We start from the raw sequence: 18,273 nt of genomic DNA, 5'->3' as shown, positions 1-18,273 counted from the left end.
CTCGTATCAAAGACAACACTACCCAATAAATTATCTCAGTCGTAGAAAGTAGAACAGACTGACTCGATATAAATACATGATTCACATCACTGTTTCATTCATAAAATTATTGTACATTTTAAAATCAGTTATTAGATTGCCCGCACTCATGATATGAGAGCAGAAGTTTTGCATCATTTCCTCAAATAAAATCACAATAAAGGACTAATTGTGCCAAAAATATTCATTGTTCTATTCGCGTTTTTTGCCAACTGTGTCAGTGCCGAAGAAGCGTTTTCAAAGCGTACGCTGCAATTAGCAGCTAAAAAATACCAGCTCAATTACGATATTGATATAAAACAGCGCAACTTATCTGCCTCAGGCAAAATTACCGTCATTAATACCTCTCAAAAAAGCGCTGATCATATTCCGTTGCGTGTATACCGTTTATTAAAAGTCACTTCCGTAACAAATAGCGAAGGCCTGTCTATTCCTTTTACGCAGCAAGTTTTAAGCAACGAAGACTGGCCGATATTACAAACTAATTATGTTGAATTGAAATTAGATAAGGCAATAAAACCAAAAGAAATCTTTACATTTGAAATTAAGTATAAAGGGACTTTACTTGGGTATACTGAAACCGGCATGAACTATGTCAAAGATACTATCTCTGAAAATTTCTCCATTATTAGAATGGATGCATTTGCATACCCGCTAGTCACCTACCCCAACGATTTAGTCAATCGAAAAGCCAAATTTTGGCTCAATAGATATGATTACGATATCACCATAACAGTCCCAAACGAATACGTTGTTGCCAATGGTGGCAAACTCATCTCACATAACGAACATGCTACGAAACATACTTATCGATATACAAACAAATTACCCGCATGGAGAATGGACTTTGCAATAGCGCGTTATGCGTACTACGTCAAAGGAAAGTACTCCATATTTAGTTGGGAGTCATCGCAAAATTCGCAAGCCTTACTTGAAAAGATTGCGCATACTTTTGATTTATATACCAAGTGGTTCGGGCCATTAGAACAAGAACTGGGATATACATTTATCGAAGTTCCCGAAAACTATGGTGCGCAAGCAGACGTCACATCAGTCATTCAAGATGCAAAAGGGTTTAAAGAGCTCGACAGGGTTTATCATGAGATCAGTCATCAATGGAATGTAAAAAGTCTAGATGTACACTCTCCTCGATGGAATGAAGGCTTGGCCACCTTTTTAGAAGCCCTTACCTTAGATAAGTTAGACTCACCCGGACATCTAAGCCAACAAACTGCAAAAACCCTAAATAAAGTAAAATACACAATTAAACACAATCAACAATATGGTCAAACCGCATTTATTGACTACGGAAAAGAAGGGTTAAATTCCTACACAGTAGGAATGATATTTTTCCACTTACTCTATGACCTTGTTGGCGAAAATGAGTTCAATCACATTATAGGTGGCTTTTATCGAACATTTTATGCAACTGGGGCAACCACAGAGCAATTTATACAATTCGTTAAACGCAATTCAAGACAGGACTTGACCCATTTCTTCGATGAATGGGCTTATTCTCCAGTATTCGCAAAGCGCCTAAACGAATTTGAGTCATACAATGAGCTATATCACTTTTACAAAGTAAATAATCAAACACAATCGGCTTCTATCGTGAAATTAAAATAAGAGATAAAAAAATGAGAAGAAGAGTTACCTTGCTTGCAGTCACACTGCTTTTACCATCTTGTCGCTTGACGCAAACGGTTACGCTCAAGCCCTATGAGTGTGGTCCATTGGCAAGAAATAACTTTGGAGTTGTATTCTCTGTAGTACAGCCTAGTAACCGTCAAGCCTATTTCGTAAAAGGTGAAGCAAGTGATGTTTGTCCTAAGCTATTATCTGCAGAGTATGTGATAGGGGTTGGATCATCATACTGCGCTAATAAAGACTCCTCTAACGAGCATGAATGCAGCTCTATCAAAATATTCTCTATTATTGAGTATCAAAATGATCCCAGCATTTAACAAACAGATTGAGACAGCTCATGAAAAATAAAAAAGATTACATAAACATAAATGGTACAAACTTGTATTTTGATGTGTCGGGCAATCCAAAAGGTACACCATTATTGATGTTACATGGCGGCCTAGGTTCAATGGATGAACTAGACAGTATTTCCCCCTATGTCGCCTCGAATTATCAAGTTATCCGTGTTGACTTTAGAGGACATGGTAAATCACTTTTGGGTGAACTGCCTCTTAGCTATCTGCAATATCAAAAAGATATTCAAGCACTACTTAATCATCTAGACGTCGGTCAGTATTCAATATTTGGTTTTAGTGACGGTGGTATTGTTGCTTATCGGCTGGCAGCAAGCGAGCCTGAAAGGGTAAATTGCCTAGTGACACTTGGAGCACAATGGCGACTTAAGCCAAATGACCCGTCCATAGAGTTATTAAGCGGTTTAAATGAAGAAGATTGGCTATCGCAATTTGCTGATGAAGTTGCATATTACGAAGAGAATAATCCAGAACCGAATTTTTCAAAGCTTTTACATACAGTGAAAGGTGTATGGCTTGATACAACTGCATCGGGTTACCCGGATATTGCCGTCAAAACGATCAAGTGCCCTACTCTGGTCATGCGTGGAGACAACGACTTTTTATTCTCATTAGATGAAGCGGTCGCACTCAAAGCAAGCATAACAAATTGTAGTTTTGCCAATATACCGCTGACAGCTCATTCCTCTCATCAAGAATCACCAAAACTAGTTGGTGAAATGTTAAGCCAGTTTTTACGAAAACATACTATTTAAAATGTACTACAGGGTCTAAAACAACAAGGAAACAATATGCACAAACTACTACTCCCTTTATATTTCATATTATCTCTCATACCCGCTTTATCAAAAGCACAAGACCATCAATACGACATAATAAGGTAAATCATAATGGCTTGGTCGCTAATTTAATATCTACCAAAGGTTAAAGGTAAAGTGCCTGCTGTGATTGCTTTTGGAGGTTCTGAAGGTGGCTTAGGCACTGGCAATGCAAATGGTGAAATGATTGCCCCCCATGGTATAGCGGTGCTTGGTTTAGCCTATTTCAAAGACAAAGGCATTCCGCAAACGTTAGATCAGACCCCAATGGAGTATTTTATCGATGCAATAAATTATTTAGACACTCACCCATCAATAGATAGCTCAAAAATTGGGGTGGTTGGCGGTTCTAGAGACTCTGAAGCTGCATTTTTACTTGCAAGCTTAGACTCAAGAATTAAATCTGTCGACGTGACTACACCAAGTAAAGTTGCTTGGAATGGTTTAACTATGCCTAAGTCTGCATGGACAATGGATGGTAAAGACATCCCGGCATTAGCTCTGGGCTTAGATTCAAGTGCAACATTATTAAACAGGTTTAACGCAGCGTTAGATGACGAAATTCTAGTGAAAAAATCTTTATTTAAGTTTGAGAATATCAACGGTCCAATTTTAATGATTTCAGCTGAAAACGATCAAATCTGGCCTTCCTACCAAATGGCAAAGGACATTGAGTTGTACTTAAAAAATAGACAGTTCAAATATAAAGTAGTTCATAACTCATATAAAACTGGTCACGGGTTTAGCCAAGAAACAGCACCTAGAATTAAAAAGTCGATAATTAGACATTTTCTGAGTACATTATAGTTTGGAAAATTTAAAAGAAAAAAACTGGTTACTTACTGAGTACTTCGCACATCGACTTATATTAAGGAAATGCTTCACGGATGAGTCATTTTAAAATGAAAAATATTCTTCACTTAGATGGCATCGCTGGTTTAGTTGTAGGCATTCTTTTACTACTTTTGAACGATTGGGTTAGCCATCTATATAACTTACCTACTTCCATGATACTGTTTTTAGCGACAATGAATGCCTATTACGGCGTTTATGCATTGTCGCTCGCTTTTTCTAAAATTCGACAAGCCCGGTTAATTACCCTACTCATATTTGCAAACATTATATGGGCTGCATTATGTTGTGCGCTTGTTGTGTATTACATGCAAACTGCGAGTATAATAGGGTTAGTATTTATCAGCTTAGAAGGGATTTTTGTCACTTTTCTTGCCTATTTCGAGTGGCGTAATAAAGATCTACTATCAACTCCAAACAATACATGGAAAAATATTATGTAATTGATATTAAATAATTTTGTTGATAAATAACTTAAGAAAACCCAGTAAACAAGAGTTTAACCAAAGGTCTATATCTGCTTTTAATTTTATAAAATATTAATCGTAAAGCATTAATATTACGCACCAACAACTTATCAATACACTCAAGGGAATGTGCAGTGGAAAAAGAACAAGTACAAGGCGTCATCGTTAATGTCCTCCGTAAGACTGAGCACACATACGAATATTTATATCTAAAAAGGTCTGGCGGTAAATATAAAGGCCACTGGTGGCCAGTAGGAGGCACCTGCAATCCAACAGAGTCTTCATTAGACTGTGCAATCAGGAACTAAAAGAAGAAACAAACTTAAATGCATTCGCAATCTATCCACTTGGCAAAAAGATATCTCACATCGATAACATCTCTAAACTAATCGGTTATGTTGCGTTTATCAGTGCTAAGCAAACAGTTCGGTTGAACTATGAACATAATGATTTTAAATGGATGGCGGTAGAAAAAGCATACGCGTTTTTACCCCATTACACGCATGTATATATCAAGCATATAGAAGATAACTTTATCAAGAGCAAACCAAAGCCAAGCCAAAACCTTTTATAATCAGAGGCATTCATAAAGTTAAAAGCATCACTACTTAGTGTGTTGGTAGTCTTTACCTCACTGTTTTTCAGCTTTATAGACCATCAACATAAATTTCAAGTCTACTCTGCTTATCCCATTCTATTACAAACATTATCAATGTTGAGAACCGATTAGGTGCTTTACTATTTATTCTGTAATATAAATAATCTACATTCACTATCGTTTTAAAGGAAAGATGATGTTTTTCGCAAAATATAAAAAGAAAAAAGCGATCAGAAGTTACATATCAACTCTGGGCAAGGATCTTGCTCGCAGATACGGTAAAAGCAAAACATATACTACTGGACAAGTTGAAAAGACTATTCATGATGAAGGCTATAACTGGAGGCATATCTGCTACGCTCATGCTTTATATACCAGCATGAAACAGTTCGATAAATGGCACAGTGATCGTGGTGAAGTATGTGACTATAACAGTATGCGAGAAGAAATATCTGATTCATTTTTTGGCGGGGATATGTCACCCATCGACTCCGGTAGTTTTATGGAAGGAAGTGCTGGCGGCTCCTCTGGTGATGGTGGTTCAGATTAAGATAAACAAAGTATAAGCAGTCAAAGCGTTAGCAATGTGCTTTGACTACTTATATCGTATATTTACTTAAACAAAAGCCTAATCAAGACTAAGGTGCAATACTTCTAGCTCTTATTACTTGGAATAAAATCCAAAACATTAGCATTAATACAGTATCTATCCGTACCATTAGGCCCTTCTTTTTCAAATACGTGACCTAAATGGATGCCAGTAGATTTAGAGCGTATTTCGGTTCTGACCATGCCGTAACTTAAATCTTGATGATATGTCACACTCTCTTTTACCGGATATTTAAATGATAACCAACCAGTACCTGAATTAAATCTATCTTTTGTGTCAAACAAAGGCGCACCACTAAGCTTATCGACAAACACACCCTCCCCTGTATTTTTGAAAATATCATATTGCTTGCAAAACGGTCTCTCTGTGCCTTTTTGAAACGCAATTTTATAGGCCTCTGTATCACCTAGCTTAAAAGCGCCGAGCACTTTGTAAAAGGTTTCTCTATTCATAAAACCTTGATAACCCGCAACCTCTTTGCCATTTTCAATCAGTAAAATAGTCGGTGTTGCCCACGTAGCCGACATAATATCTATGCCTTGCAGTTGATCGGCATATCTATAATGAAGTGGTATAGAGCCTTGATAGTCATTCAGTACCGTGCTTTTCAACTTTTCACAATACGGACAATAACTGCGAGAATCTAAGACTATGATGTGCTTACCGCTTTTTAAAGCGTCGTTATCAACCAGTTTTGTTTCTTTTTTGTCAAACGTTACCCCCGTACTATGATCTGGGCAGTATCCATTGGGGTTTTTCGCGAGATAATTTTGATGATACTCTTCTGCTGAATAAAATCGCTCAAGGGGTTTTATTTTAGTCTGAATATCGCCATACCCCGCTTTTTGCAATAACAATTGGTAGCGCGCTTTTAAATCATGTGCTTGTTTTTCTTGCTCATCGGTATCAAACAAAATAACAGAACGGTATTGCGTGCCTACGTCATTCCCTTGGCGGTTTTTTTGCGTAGGATCATGGCTTTCAAAATATGATTTAATCAAAGACTCAGTAGAAATCAAATTAGCGTTGTAAGTAACTTTGACCACTTCAGCATAATTGTTCTCATCAAAGCGTCTACGAGGACTGATAATATTTTTGTAAGTCGCCTTAAAACCTCGACCATCGGCATAACCAGACTCTGCATCAATCACACCTTTCATGGCTTCATAGCGCTTCTCTGGTCCCCAAAAGCACCCAGAGCCAAGAACAAGTGTTTGAATATTTACACTCGCATTTTCCATTTCGGGCTTTGGCATATCAGCGCCGTAGCTAAAAGCCGAACATAAACCCAGTAACAAAGTAAAGGTAAGCTGCCTTTTCACTTACATGCTCCTATCATAATCGTCTAATCATTGGGACCGTGCTTTGAATAAAACAATTTCAAATTTTTGGATAGTTTTGATAAAACCTTGGGTCTAAAAACTGCGCTATAACAGGCTTATCTAGTAATTTTTTGAATAAAAAGCACATTTTTTAACTCACTTTTAAGTCTGTGCGTACATGTGAAAACTGATTGCCACACCTCCTTCACACTCACTATCTGTTCTTTGCAATTGCAACTTAACCTACAATACGAGCGGTTCAACGACATTAGATTAATATGTATTGTAAAATAAGGTAAAACGTTGCCACGCAATATCCAGAGGATTATAAAAATGTCTTTTATCTCTCGCCTTTCAGCGATCGCAGTCGCACTTGGTGCATCAGTTTCAGCAAACGCTGCAGATATCCAGTTCACTTCTACGCTTGATAACGCAGATTCATTAGTTGTATTCAAAGCTGAAGACAAAAAAGCGGCTTTCAAATTTCTAGACAAACCGACTAGAGCGCAATTAAACAGAGCATTAGAAAGTGAAGACTTCCAAGGTAAATTTGGAAAAACAGTTGAAGTACTAGCGCCTGTTTCCTCTGACTATAAACGCATTATTGTGGTTGGTCTTGGTAAAGAAGACGAACTAAACGCAAGCAAAATGACAAAACTTGGCGGTAACTTACATGCCAAGTTAGAAGATAAGAAATCAGCCAGTGTTGCAGTTGCTTTTGAAGACTTTGACGGTGAAATCAATAATTCACAACTTGCAGCTCAATTGGCACATGGTATCAACCTTCGTGACCACACTTTTGAAGTGTACAAAAAAGAGCCGAAAACTTTTAATGTAAGTTACAACATTGATGTAGACAGCAAGCGTAAAGCAGCTAAAGAATATATTACCCTAGAACATATTCAATCAGGTGTATTCTTAGCGCGTGACTTAACATCAGAAATTGCGTCTGAAATGACACCGGTTGATTTTGCAAAAGCAGCGAAAGAGCTAGAGCAATATGGTGTAGAAGTAAAAGTTCTAGAGCCTGCTGAAATTAAAGAACTCGGCATGGGCGCGCTAGAAGCAGTAGGTCGTGGCAGTGCACAAGGTTCACGCCTTGTTATCGCACACTATAAAGGTAACAACGACACCCCTATCGCTTTAGTTGGTAAAGGCATAACGTTTGATTCTGGCGGTTATAATGTTAAAACTGGCAAGTCTATCGCACTAATGAAGGTAGACATGGCAGGTGCAGCAGCAGTACTTGGTACTGTTCAGGCGATGGCTAAAGCAAAAGCAGAAGTAAACGTGGTTGCTGTTATGCCTATGGCTGCAAACATGGTATCAGAAAACTCTTTCGCTCCAGGTGATGTACTTCGCACAGCTGAAGGTCTAAGTGTTGAAGTACTGAACACAGACGCTGAAGGTCGTTTAATTCTAAGTGACGCTTTATGGTACGCACGTGAGTTCTATAAGCCGGAAATCATGGTTGATCTGGCGACATTAACAGGTTCAAAAATCCGTGCAGTTGGCAATGACTACTCGGCTATCTTCTCAGAAGACGATGAACTAGTAAAAGAGTTCACCATCGCTGGCCTAACGGTAAACGAGCAAGTATGGCGTTTACCGTTAGGCTATAAAGACGCGCTTAAGTCTGACATTGCAGATATGACAAATGTTGGCTCATATGGTCCAGGTGCAACAACTGCTGCAACTTTCCTACAGCAGTTTGTTGGTGATACACGTTGGGTACACCTTGATATTGCAGGTAATGCAATCTCTAAGAAAACCAAAGATGAAGTACCAGCAGGTGGTACAGGTTACGGCGTGCGAATTCTTAGTGAATGGTTATTAAGCGGTAACTAATCGACTTTAAGAAAAGGCCATGCAATTGCATGGCCTTTTTTGTTCTTTCTAATTGTGTAGCCTCGCACACCATAAATATGTATATTAAACATGCATATTCACCTGATATGACAACGCTAAAATAATAAGAAAACCGTGTTGCAAAATATAATAAAGACAACGTAATGACTAACAACAAGATCTACATTCTAGGCGAGCGTGCACTCGTTTTAGAGATCACGCAAAGTAACCTATCTCAGTATCAACAAAACAAGCTTTTCGCGCTACACGCGTGGATGCGCGAACAAAAAGTCTTTATTGATATAGTCCCAGCAAAAACCACAATCACAGGCTATTTAATGCATTCTCAAGATCCAGAATACTGGTTAGATAAAATGCAAGATGCCTGGCAAAACATTGAGCCTGAATCATTTGAGCCAACTGTTCATACAATTTTGACACATTATGGTAAGCATTACGGGCCAGACCTTCAATCAGTTGCCTCTTTGACTGGTTTGTCACAATCACAAATTGTTGAACTGCATAGCCAATGCAGCTATCAAGTGAAGTTTTTGGGCTTTTTGCCCGGCTTCGCCTACCTTGGAGATTTACACCCTCAATTGCACTTGCCAAGATTAGAGTCACCAAGAACCCATGTACCGAAAGGCTCTGTGGCCATTGCACAAGACTTAACTGCTGTGTACCCGAGCGAATCTCCTGGTGGTTGGAGATTGATTGGTCACACAGACACCGTATTATTCAATCATAATTTAGATTCCCCCAGTATTTTACAACCTGGAGATGTGGTGAAATTTTTACCAAGCACGGAGGGCATATGCTAACAATCTTAAAATCTGGTATTCAAACATGTATACAAGATTTAGGAAGAATGGGCTTTAGACACCTAGGTGTTTCACAGTCCGGTGTATTAGATCAATTAGCTGCTAAAAGTGCCAATATACTTCTAAGTAATCCAAAAGACACCCCAGTTATCGAGATAACTGTGGGTTTGTGTCAGTTTAAGTTTAATAAGCCAACAAACTTTGCAATCACAGGTGCAGATCTTTGCGCAAAGCTATCTGGACAAGCATTAATCACTGGCTGGCGCTATCATGCTAATGAAGGCGATATTTTAACATTTGCGACGAGCAAAACAGGGCTCAGAGCATATTTTGCGATTCAAAATGGCTTCTCTTCACTGCCTAGTGTCATGAATTCCTGCTCTACGGACATACAAGCAGGGTTTGGAGGTTTAAGCGGTAAAGCATTAAGCGATGGTGACGAGCTGGATTATGCAGCCAACTCTGTACTTAGCTCTATTGGCGCAGCTTTACCTGAATATACCGATACAATACGTGTTATTGCTGGACCGCACATAGACCTACTGGCAAAAGACAAGCAACAAAGCGTGTTCGAAAAGAGTTGGCAAGTATTACCGCAAAGCAATCGTATGGGGGTTAGATTATCAAGCGAAATAGACCTGGCTCATGACCTGAGTATTGCAAGCCAAGGGGTTTGCCCTGGCACAATACAATTGCCACCAAACGGTGAACCCATTGTCCTTTTAAATGACTGTCAAACAACGGGAGGTTATCCAATCATTGGCCAAGTCATTGAGGCGGACCTTAGACTGTTAAGTCAGCTTAGCGCAGGTCAAACTTGCAATTTTGTCGCCGTGGATAGAGCGCAAGCCTTAGAAGCGACAACACAACAATTACAACACTTAGCACAGCTAGAAATTGCTGTACAACATCACAATAAGAAAAACACATGACAGAACTAAACTTACTCCCATTAACGGGAATATTGGTTGTCGTACTGGGCTTTGCCCTTCGATTCAACCCATTATTGGTGGTCACCGCAGCCGGTCTCATTACAGGGTGGGCAGTAGACCTCAATTTTTCTGAATTACTTGCCACCTTTGGCGAAAAGTTTATGAATTCAAGGCAACTTGCCAGCTTCCTACTCATCTTACCCGTGATTGCCATTTTAGAGCGCTATGGTTTGCAAAACCGTGCTAAAAATTGGATTGCTAACATTAAAGGCGCAACCACTGCCAGAATATTAGGTATGTACTTTGTTGTACGTGAATCCTCCGCAGCACTTGGGCTATTAAGCCTTGCAGGTCAGGCACAAACTGTACGTCCACTGCTCGCTCCTATGGCGCTTGGTGCAGCTGCAAACCAGCATGGCGAACTGCCAAAAGAAGTGAAAGATATGATCAGTGCACACTCTGCTGCGTGCGATAACATCGCGGTATTTTTTGGCGAAGATATATTTATTGCCTTTGGCGCAGTATTACTGATGGATGCGTTTTTGAAAGAGAATGGTATTGCGGGTATTGAGCCTCTACACATCGGCTTGTGGGCGATCCCGACTGCTATTTTCGCGCTTATCGTGCATTTATTCCGCCTTGCTCGACTTGAAGCCAAGATTTGCAACAAAATTGCTGAAATCAAAGAACAAGAAGCACAAAACAAATCAGCAACGTCAGAGGAACCAGCATGAGCGCAGTAAATCATTCATCACAAGCTGAGGCACCAGCATTACTTTCCATTGAAAATATTTATTTGTTGATCGGCTTTTTAGTATTGTTCCTCGTTGTCAAAACACTTCAAGATAAAGGGCACCCAAAACGCTACACCACCGCCCTCTTTTGGATGTTGTTTGGTAACGTTTTTTTATTTGGCGATCTGTCAATTGCCCTCATTGGCGAAACACTAACATACCAATGGGTTGGTGTGAGTGTCATCATCATCGCCCTGCTTGCAGGCATGGGCAAAGTCTCCATGGGCACTTATTACACCCCAAGCGATGAAGAACTCGACCAAAGTGCAAAATCAATCGGTAACAAGTTATTTATTCCAGCTGTACTCATTCCAATCATTACGGTAATTTGTACCTTATTCTTAGGCGGCATTAACCTAGATGGTACCTACTTATTTGACCAAAACCACCTAACTTTGGCGTCATTAACACTCGCTTGTGGTGGCGCTTTGTTAGTCGCATGGAAGTTCACCTCTGGCAGCCCAATTCAAGCAATTGGCGAGTCTAGACGCCTTGTGGACTCTATCGGTTGGGCTGCTATTTTGCCACAAATGCTTGCCATGCTTGGTGGCGTATTTATTGTGGCGAACACCGGCACCGCGATTCAAGATATTGTCACTATGTTTATTTCACCAGATAATCGCTTTATGCTGGTTGTGCTTTATTGTGTTGGTATGGCACTGTTTACCATGGTTATGGGTAACGCCTTTGCTGCATTTCCGGTAATGACCGCAGGTATCGCCGTACCATTTTTAATTCAAGGACATGATGCAAGCCCAGCACCGCTGGTAGCGATTGGCATGTACTCGGGATACTGCGGCACGCTTATGACGCCAATGGCCGCAAATTTTAACATCGTGCCTGCCGCGCTGCTTGATTTAAAAGATAAATACCAAGTGATCAAAGTACAAATTCCGACTGCGATCGCCCTACTCATCATCAATATTTTCTTAATGTACGGGGTAATATTTAATGACTAAACCGAATCACCCTACGGTATTAATTACTGGTTTTGAGCCTTTTGGTGGCGAAGAGCTCAACCCATCATGGCAAGCCGTGCAAAAACTAGAAGGGTTAATCATCGAAGGCCACATGGTGGTGACACGCGAACTTCCTTGTGAATTTGATACATCCCTTGAGTCTCTTTACAACAGCATCGCGCTGCACGAGCCAAGTCTCGTCTTATGTGTCGGTCAAGCTGGCGGCAGAAGTGACATCACCATCGAGCGTATTGCTATCAATATCAACGATGCAAGGATCAAAGACAATGCAGGCCACCAGCCAATCGATACACCTGTGATTAAAGACGGCCCTGCAGCAGTATTTGCCAAGCTGCCGATAAAACAGATGCTCTGGGATTTACATGAAGCGCACATTCCCGCCAGTATTTCAAATACCGCTGGCACCTATGTATGTAATCATGTGATGTATGGATTATGCCACTATATCGAAACACACAAGGCAAATTTGAAAGGTGGATTTATCCATATTCCCTATTTGCCTGAGCAAGCAGTGCACCACAGTGGTGCGCCAAGTATGGCGGAGTCGACTGTCATTGCAGCACTAAAAACTATGATTGCCTCTGCTTTGACTCACGATCAAGACTTAGCCATCGCTGCGGGCACAACCCACTAAGTCCTTGCCTTATTTTGGTGCAGAAATGCACCAAAACTTCCCTCCATTTTCTTCGCTTATGTTTAAAATTTTCTGTGTGACTTAGCCAAAGTTTTCTGTTAGTTATAGTTTAAGCTTTATAAAAAATAACAATATATATCGCAGTGATAAGCCACCAAGTCAGTGTACAACAGCTGGGTGTCATAACAGGAATGAGGATAATATGTGTTCAATATTTGGTGTATTAGAAATCCAAAGCTCGGCTGAGAAGCTCAGAGCACAAGCAATAGAAATGTCTAAAAAGCTTAGACACCGTGGACCAGACTGGTCAGGGGTATATTCAAGCGAAAAAGCTATTTTAGTACACGAACGACTTGCTATCGTCGGTGTCGCCAGTGGCGCACAACCTCTTTACAACCCAGAGAAAACCCATGTTTTAGCGGTCAATGGTGAAATCTATAACCACAAAGCACTGGCTGAGCAATTAGAAGCCCCATTCGAATTTCAAACAAAATCTGACTGTGAAGTTATTCTGGCACTGTACAAACAGAAAGGGCCAGAGTTTTTAGATGACTTGAACGGTATTTTTGCTTTTTGTTTGTATGACGAAGAGCAAGATGCTTATCTTATTGGTCGAGATCATATCGGGATAATTCCATTGTATACCGGCCGAGACCAACACGGTAACTTTTATGTTGCCAGTGAAATGAAAGCCCTAACGCCAATTTGTACTCAAATAGAAGAATTTCCTCCCGGTCATTACTTATATTCAAAAGAAGGTACGTATCACAAATACTATCAACGTGACTGGCAAAACTATGATGCCGTCAAGGATAACCCAGCCAGTGCACTCGATGTTAAAAATGGCTTAGAAGCAGCCGTTAAAAGACAACTGATGTGTGACGTGCCTTATGGCGTACTTTTATCTGGTGGCTTAGATTCATCTGTTATCTCTGCAATTACTCAGCAATACGCCGCCAAACGAATAGAAGATAATGATGCCAGTGATGCATGGTGGCCCAAATTGCATTCTTTCTCCATTGGTCTTGAAGGGTCGCCAGATTTAGCCGCAGCACAAAAAGTTGCAGACCAAATTGGTACCGTCCACCACCCTATTCACTTTACAGTGCAACAAGGTTTAGATGCGCTTAAAGAAGTTGTGTATCATCTAGAAACATACGATGTAACGACTATTCGTGCATCCACGCCCATGTATTTAATGGCAAGATATATTAAAGCCATGGGGATCAAAATGGTGTTATCTGGTGAGGGTGCGGACGAGCTATTTGGTGGCTATTTATACTTCCACAAAGCCCCAAACAGTAAAGAGTTCCACGAAGAGCTTAATCGTAAAGTATCAAAATTACACATGTTTGATTGCCTGCGTGCGAACAAATCTATGGCGGCTTGGGGTGTTGAAGCTAGGGTGCCGTTTTTGGATAAAGAGTTTGTAGATATCGCCATGCGTACCAACCCTGAATACAAGATGTGTAAAGATGGCCGTATTGAAAAACATGTGATCCGTGAAGGCTTTGACGGTTATATCCCCGATGATGTGCTTTGGCGTCAAAAAGAGCAATTCTCAGATGGCGTGGGCTATTCTTGGATTGATTCTTTGCGTGATTACGCTGAGGCACAAGTGTCTGATCAAGATATAGCGAATGCACATTATCGTTTCCCGATTAATACGCCGGATAGTAAAGAAGCGTACTTCTATAGAACCATCTTTGAAGAGCATTTCCCAGGGGATGCCGCAGCTAAATGTGTGCCTCATGGCAAATCTGTTGCGTGTTCTACGCCTGAAGCACTTGCTTGGGATGCAAGCTTTGAGAACAATGCGGATCCGTCGGGTCGTGCTGCAAACGTACATAATGACGCATATAAGCAAAAGCAGTAATCCCTATCCTATTTGTTGACTATTCAAGCAGCCTATAAAATAAATTACTAGGCTGCTTAAATAACCCTTCATATTATCGGTTTTTATCTTTGCTTTTACATACTACACTTGCAAACATCTTAATCTAATAGAGAAAAAACAATGATTGAACAAGGACAACGCATTCCTGAGTCGGTATTAACAGAACTTACTGCTGATGGTATGCAAAACCATACGTCAGATGCGCTTTTTGCAAATAAAAAAGTGGTTGTATTTGCAGTTCCTGGTGCTTTTACACCAACCTGTTCTGCTGCGCATTTGCCGGGGTTTGTTGCACTCGCTGATAAAATTAAAGCAAAGGGCATTGATAGCATTATTTGTGTATCAGTTAACGATGCTTTTGTTATGAAGGCTTGGGGCGAAGCACACAATGCTGAAGCGCTGTTAATGTTAGGCGATGGCGATGCAAGCTTTACCAAAGCATTAGGCCTTGAAATGGATACTGAGACTTTTGGCGGCGTACGCTCACAGCGCTATGCCATGATTGTCGAGAACGGTGTTGTAACCCAACTGAATGTTGAAGCACCAAAAACATTTGAAGTCAGTAAAGCAGAAGTAATTTTAGAAGCACTTTAATCACTGATACCGTCAAACGAAAGAGCCACTCTTTCGTTTGACCTATTTTTATTTACTTTTATTATTGGCCTTTAAATGCGACCATGCTGTTTTCACCTTCGCGAATAATTAAAGTATCAAAACGACCTTGCGTATTTTGTACAAATTCAAAATATGTTTGATTTAACTCGTCGTCTCCTTCAAACACAAACCGGTTAGGGCCGATTGCAAAAAGCTCAGTGTCATTATAATAAAGCTTATTTTCTTTTAACTTAACCTGTCTTAATTTTGGTTTTTTATCATTGGCACTCACAAACCCCCTTTCCAAAAATGAGTTAACGCCTTTCGGGATTTTATATGTTCCAATAAACTGAGTGAGCCAGGCTTTATCCAATGAGGCTTGATATTGATAAGATGGTCTATAAAAAGGCCAGTCGAAAGCATCAGCAACAGCACGCCTTATTTCTCTAATTAACTTATCGCCATTACTGCCATTGGTAAAAATCACCAAACCGGATCCCAAATTCAGATGCCCTTCGACCCATGCTTTATATGATTGATTTGAACCACCGTGGCGAAAGCGCCTAAGTTCCCCGACACCGGATAATTCTGGCCCTAACCCATAATTGCCATAACCGACTTTGGTCATCATTTGCTGTGCAATATTTTGCTCTAAATAACCTTGCTCTGTGTGGTAACTTTGCATCAATGTAATGGCTAAATTGGCATAATCACTGGGGGAGCTCCAAAGTCCCGATGCAGCTTTTTCAGGAAAAGTATGCCACCCCCTTGGTTTGGCCTCTAGTTTACCTGCTCTGTCATGTGCTTTAGCGATATTACCAAAGCTTACTGGTAATGGGTTTTCAAAAGTAGACCGAGACATAACAAGCGGTTTAAATAGCAGCTGATTCGTTGCAGACTCAAACGAGTTATTTAATACATCCTCTATCATTAATTGGACAACTGTCGTGCCACCACCAGAATAACGCCAACTAGATCCTGGTTCGTAAAAACTTCGAACAGCTTCGGTTTTCGAAGCACCAGTCCCGTTAAGTGTATCAATCACTGTAGGTAGTGGTTCATTAGGGTTAAAATCTGGAAAACCCCATAGCGTTAAGCCCGCAGTATGAGAGAGAATACCTCGTAATGTCACTTTATGGGTTTGGGTGTATTTGCTTGTTGGCACCTGCCACCTTTTAAGGTACTTATTCACATCAGTATCGAGGGCTAGTTTTCCTTTTGAAACCAAATTAAGCGCGGTTGCCGCTGTTGCTACCTTACTCAATGATCCAACTGAAAACACCGTGTCCGTATTTATTGGCTTATTTGAACCCGCTTCTTTTACACCATAACCTTTTGCAAAAACCACCTTATAATCTTTTATCACAGCGATAGATACACCAGGTACGTTATAATGGGTCATCCGATCAACCAAAGGCCAGTTTTGTGGATTTTCTCTGTTCAAAACAGACGGCCTTAGGCCATTCTCAAAAGCGTTTATTCTATTTAAATCAAGTGCGTTTAAGTTAGTTGTATGTGATGCATAACCTGGATGGCTTGCAACCAAAATGAGCGCCAGCGTACCCATTTTAAAATTTACCTGTTTCATAAAGCTCCTTTTAGTTATCAGGTCGAAAGTTCTGATCCTATTACTTTCTGTTCAAAAATAATACCAAGATGTTGTAACAAAAAACTGTAACTAAAACGACTAAATATAGATAGGGAAAGGATAAGTAGGTGTTAAGAAGAACTAATTTTAAATGAGTTATATATTAAAAGTGCAAAGCACTACGATATACCAACAACAGTGCGTTTTAATACTGATATAAACTAAGCTTGTGCCGTTAATTCTTGGCGAATAATTGGAACCCACGCACTTAACGTACTTAGCTTTCCTCTAGCAACTGTAAGTGAAAAAGCCGCTGCAGCTAAAACACATTTAATTTTTTGCATAACGCTTATTTGTGTGCGTAAGCACAATGATTAACAAAGTTGCTCACGCTCACTGCTATAAAATAGTCAAGTCCCTACTAAGCGTAATTCGCTGACCACTGCTCAAGGATAGTTTGGTACGGTTTAATAAAGTGCTCCTCAGCAAATTTACCCTGCTCAATCGCAAGGCTACTGCGCTCTTCCCGGTCATACACAATCTGTGTGAGCGAGTGATCTAAGTTTTTCAAATTTGGCTTATAAACTGCACCTGCAATTGCATTAGCATTATAAATTTCTGGGCGATAAATTCTTTGGAATGTACCCATCGTACTGATTGTGCTAATAAGCTCCAAGTTTGAGTAGTCATTTAGCAAGTCACCGAAGAAGTAAAATGCAAATGGTGCAGCGCTGTTTGGCGGCATGAAGTAACGCACTTGTAAGCCCATTTTTTTGAAGTACTGATCAGTTAATGACGACTCATTTGGCAAGTATTCAAAACCCAACACTGGATGTTGATTTTCAGTTCTGTGATACGTTTTATTATCTGAAACACTTAAACAAATCACAGGTGGCTTTTTAAAGTTTTGCTTATACGCCTCAGAATTCACGAAATACTGAAATAGCTTGCCGTGCAAATCACCGAAATCTTCAGGAATACTGAACTGTGGCTTATCTTTATTATGAGCAAGCAGTCTAACGCTGAAATCGTAATCTCGTACATAAGATGAGAAGTTGTTACCGACAATTCCCTCTATACGCTCGCCAGTCTTATTATCTAGGACATACGTTTTTAATACCTCGATAGAAGGAAACGTTTCTCCGCCACCATCAACATCAATATCCACAGAGACAATTTCAAGCTCTACTGAATAACGGTCGCCTTGCGCATTGTCCCAATGTGCCAGCGCGTTAAAACTGTTATCAATCATCTTTAATGCGTTACGTAAGTTAGCTTGGCGGCTTTCACCTCGTGCTAAATTTGCAAAGTTAGTCGTAATACGCGTGCTATTTGCAGGGTGATAATTTTCGTCTAAACGAAGGCTTTTGATTGTAAATGTGAATTCTTTGCTCATAGTGTTCTTACATCCAAATTGGTTAGGTGACCCTAAATTTATGTCTCGCTCTATCGGGCTTTTTATTCCAGGCTGCGACTTAT

The 18,273-nt window shown here is 40.2% G+C and carries 18 protein-coding genes; 15 read left to right on the top strand and 3 right to left on the bottom strand.

The genetic code is table 11. From position 1 onward, the window contains the following. Positions 1–210 precede the first annotated feature (210 nt). From L1077_RS27655 to L1077_RS22980, 7 genes are all read left to right on the top strand, one after another. The gene (locus L1077_RS27655; RefSeq protein WP_237139177.1) at positions 211–1,665 is read left to right on the top strand and encodes a M1 family aminopeptidase; all 1,455 of its coding nucleotides are present in this window, start codon (positions 211–213) and stop codon (positions 1,663–1,665) included. A gap of 11 nt (positions 1,666–1,676) precedes the next feature. Then, the gene (locus L1077_RS23005; protein ID WP_237139176.1) at positions 1,677–2,003 is read left to right on the top strand and encodes a hypothetical protein; all 327 of its coding nucleotides are present in this window, start codon (positions 1,677–1,679) and stop codon (positions 2,001–2,003) included. Between the two features lie 20 nt (positions 2,004–2,023). Then, positions 2,024–2,794, top strand: a complete 771-nt coding sequence (locus L1077_RS23000) for an alpha/beta fold hydrolase (RefSeq protein WP_237139175.1) — start codon at positions 2,024–2,026, stop codon at positions 2,792–2,794. A gap of 189 nt (positions 2,795–2,983) precedes the next feature. Further along, positions 2,984–3,664 carry an acyl-CoA thioester hydrolase/BAAT C-terminal domain-containing protein gene (locus L1077_RS22995; RefSeq protein WP_237139174.1) on the top strand — a complete coding sequence of 227 codons (681 nt, stop codon included), beginning with the start codon at positions 2,984–2,986 and terminating at the stop codon, positions 3,662–3,664. An 80-nt stretch (positions 3,665–3,744) separates the two neighbouring features. Then, complete coding sequence (locus L1077_RS22990; RefSeq protein ID WP_237139173.1) at positions 3,745–4,152, top strand: hypothetical protein; 408 nt, start codon at positions 3,745–3,747, stop codon at positions 4,150–4,152. 268 nt (positions 4,153–4,420) lie between these two features. Beyond that, the gene (locus tag L1077_RS22985; RefSeq protein WP_237139172.1) at positions 4,421–4,750 is read left to right on the top strand and encodes a hypothetical protein; all 330 of its coding nucleotides are present in this window, start codon (positions 4,421–4,423) and stop codon (positions 4,748–4,750) included. Between the two features lie 217 nt (positions 4,751–4,967). Next, a complete protein-coding gene (locus L1077_RS22980) occupies positions 4,968–5,324 on the top strand; it encodes a DUF6559 family protein (protein ID WP_237139171.1) in 357 nt (118 codons plus the stop codon). A gap of 104 nt (positions 5,325–5,428) precedes the next feature. Here the strand turns inward: L1077_RS22980 and msrA are convergent, their stop codons facing one another. Further along, positions 5,429–6,640 carry a peptide-methionine (S)-S-oxide reductase MsrA gene (gene msrA / locus L1077_RS22975; protein ID WP_237139196.1) on the bottom strand — a complete coding sequence of 404 codons (1,212 nt, stop codon included), beginning with the start codon at positions 6,638–6,640 and terminating at the stop codon, positions 5,429–5,431. 399 nt (positions 6,641–7,039) lie between these two features. Between msrA and L1077_RS22970 the strand changes: the two genes are divergently transcribed. The 8 genes from L1077_RS22970 (at position 7,040) to L1077_RS22935 (ending at position 15,206) form a co-directional block, all read left to right on the top strand. Further along, a complete protein-coding gene (locus L1077_RS22970; RefSeq protein WP_237139170.1) occupies positions 7,040–8,554 on the top strand; it encodes a leucyl aminopeptidase in 1,515 nt (504 codons plus the stop codon). A gap of 164 nt (positions 8,555–8,718) precedes the next feature. Further along, positions 8,719–9,375: a 5-oxoprolinase subunit PxpB gene (gene pxpB, locus L1077_RS22965; RefSeq protein ID WP_237139169.1), complete on the top strand. Its 657-nt coding sequence runs from the start codon at positions 8,719–8,721 to the stop codon at positions 9,373–9,375. After that, on the top strand, positions 9,369–10,307 hold the full coding sequence (locus L1077_RS22960) for a biotin-dependent carboxyltransferase family protein (RefSeq protein WP_237139168.1): 939 nt from the start codon (positions 9,369–9,371) through the stop codon (positions 10,305–10,307). The genes pxpB and L1077_RS22960 overlap by 7 nt, the downstream gene beginning before the upstream one ends. After that, complete coding sequence (locus tag L1077_RS22955; protein ID WP_237139167.1) at positions 10,304–11,041, top strand: DUF969 domain-containing protein; 738 nt, start codon at positions 10,304–10,306, stop codon at positions 11,039–11,041. Before L1077_RS22960 ends, L1077_RS22955 begins: the two co-directional genes overlap by 4 nt. After that, a complete protein-coding gene (locus L1077_RS22950) occupies positions 11,038–12,060 on the top strand; it encodes a DUF979 domain-containing protein (protein ID WP_237139166.1) in 1,023 nt (340 codons plus the stop codon). The genes L1077_RS22955 and L1077_RS22950 overlap by 4 nt, the downstream gene beginning before the upstream one ends. Next, a complete protein-coding gene (gene pcp, locus L1077_RS22945; protein ID WP_237139165.1) occupies positions 12,053–12,715 on the top strand; it encodes a pyroglutamyl-peptidase I in 663 nt (220 codons plus the stop codon). Before L1077_RS22950 ends, pcp begins: the two co-directional genes overlap by 8 nt. 202 nt (positions 12,716–12,917) lie before the next feature. Beyond that, positions 12,918–14,591, top strand: coding sequence for an asparagine synthase B (gene asnB / locus L1077_RS22940; RefSeq protein WP_237139164.1), 1,674 nt, complete (start codon positions 12,918–12,920; stop codon positions 14,589–14,591). Positions 14,592–14,732: 141 nt separating this feature from the next. Beyond that, entirely contained in the window at positions 14,733–15,206 is a 474-nt protein-coding gene (locus tag L1077_RS22935) for a peroxiredoxin (RefSeq protein ID WP_237139163.1), read from the top strand. 61 nt (positions 15,207–15,267) lie between these two features. On the opposite strand, the gene L1077_RS22930 is transcribed toward L1077_RS22935, so the two are convergent. Together L1077_RS22930 and L1077_RS22925 are read right to left on the bottom strand one after the other, a co-directional pair. Further along, positions 15,268–16,794, bottom strand: coding sequence for a serine hydrolase domain-containing protein (locus tag L1077_RS22930; RefSeq protein ID WP_237139162.1), 1,527 nt, complete (start codon positions 16,792–16,794; stop codon positions 15,268–15,270). 421 nt (positions 16,795–17,215) lie between these two features. Beyond that, positions 17,216–18,190 (bottom strand): DUF1852 domain-containing protein, encoded by a 975-nt coding sequence (locus L1077_RS22925; RefSeq protein WP_237139161.1) that lies wholly within the window; start codon positions 18,188–18,190, stop codon positions 17,216–17,218. Positions 18,191–18,273 lie beyond the last annotated feature (83 nt).

It is taken from the genome of Pseudoalteromonas luteoviolacea (assembly GCF_021654285.1).
Classification (GTDB): Bacteria; Pseudomonadota; Gammaproteobacteria; order Enterobacterales; family Alteromonadaceae; genus Pseudoalteromonas; species Pseudoalteromonas luteoviolacea_J.
The sequence above is the reverse complement of the archived record's forward strand: the minus strand, read 5'-3'. Positions and strand labels throughout refer to the sequence as shown.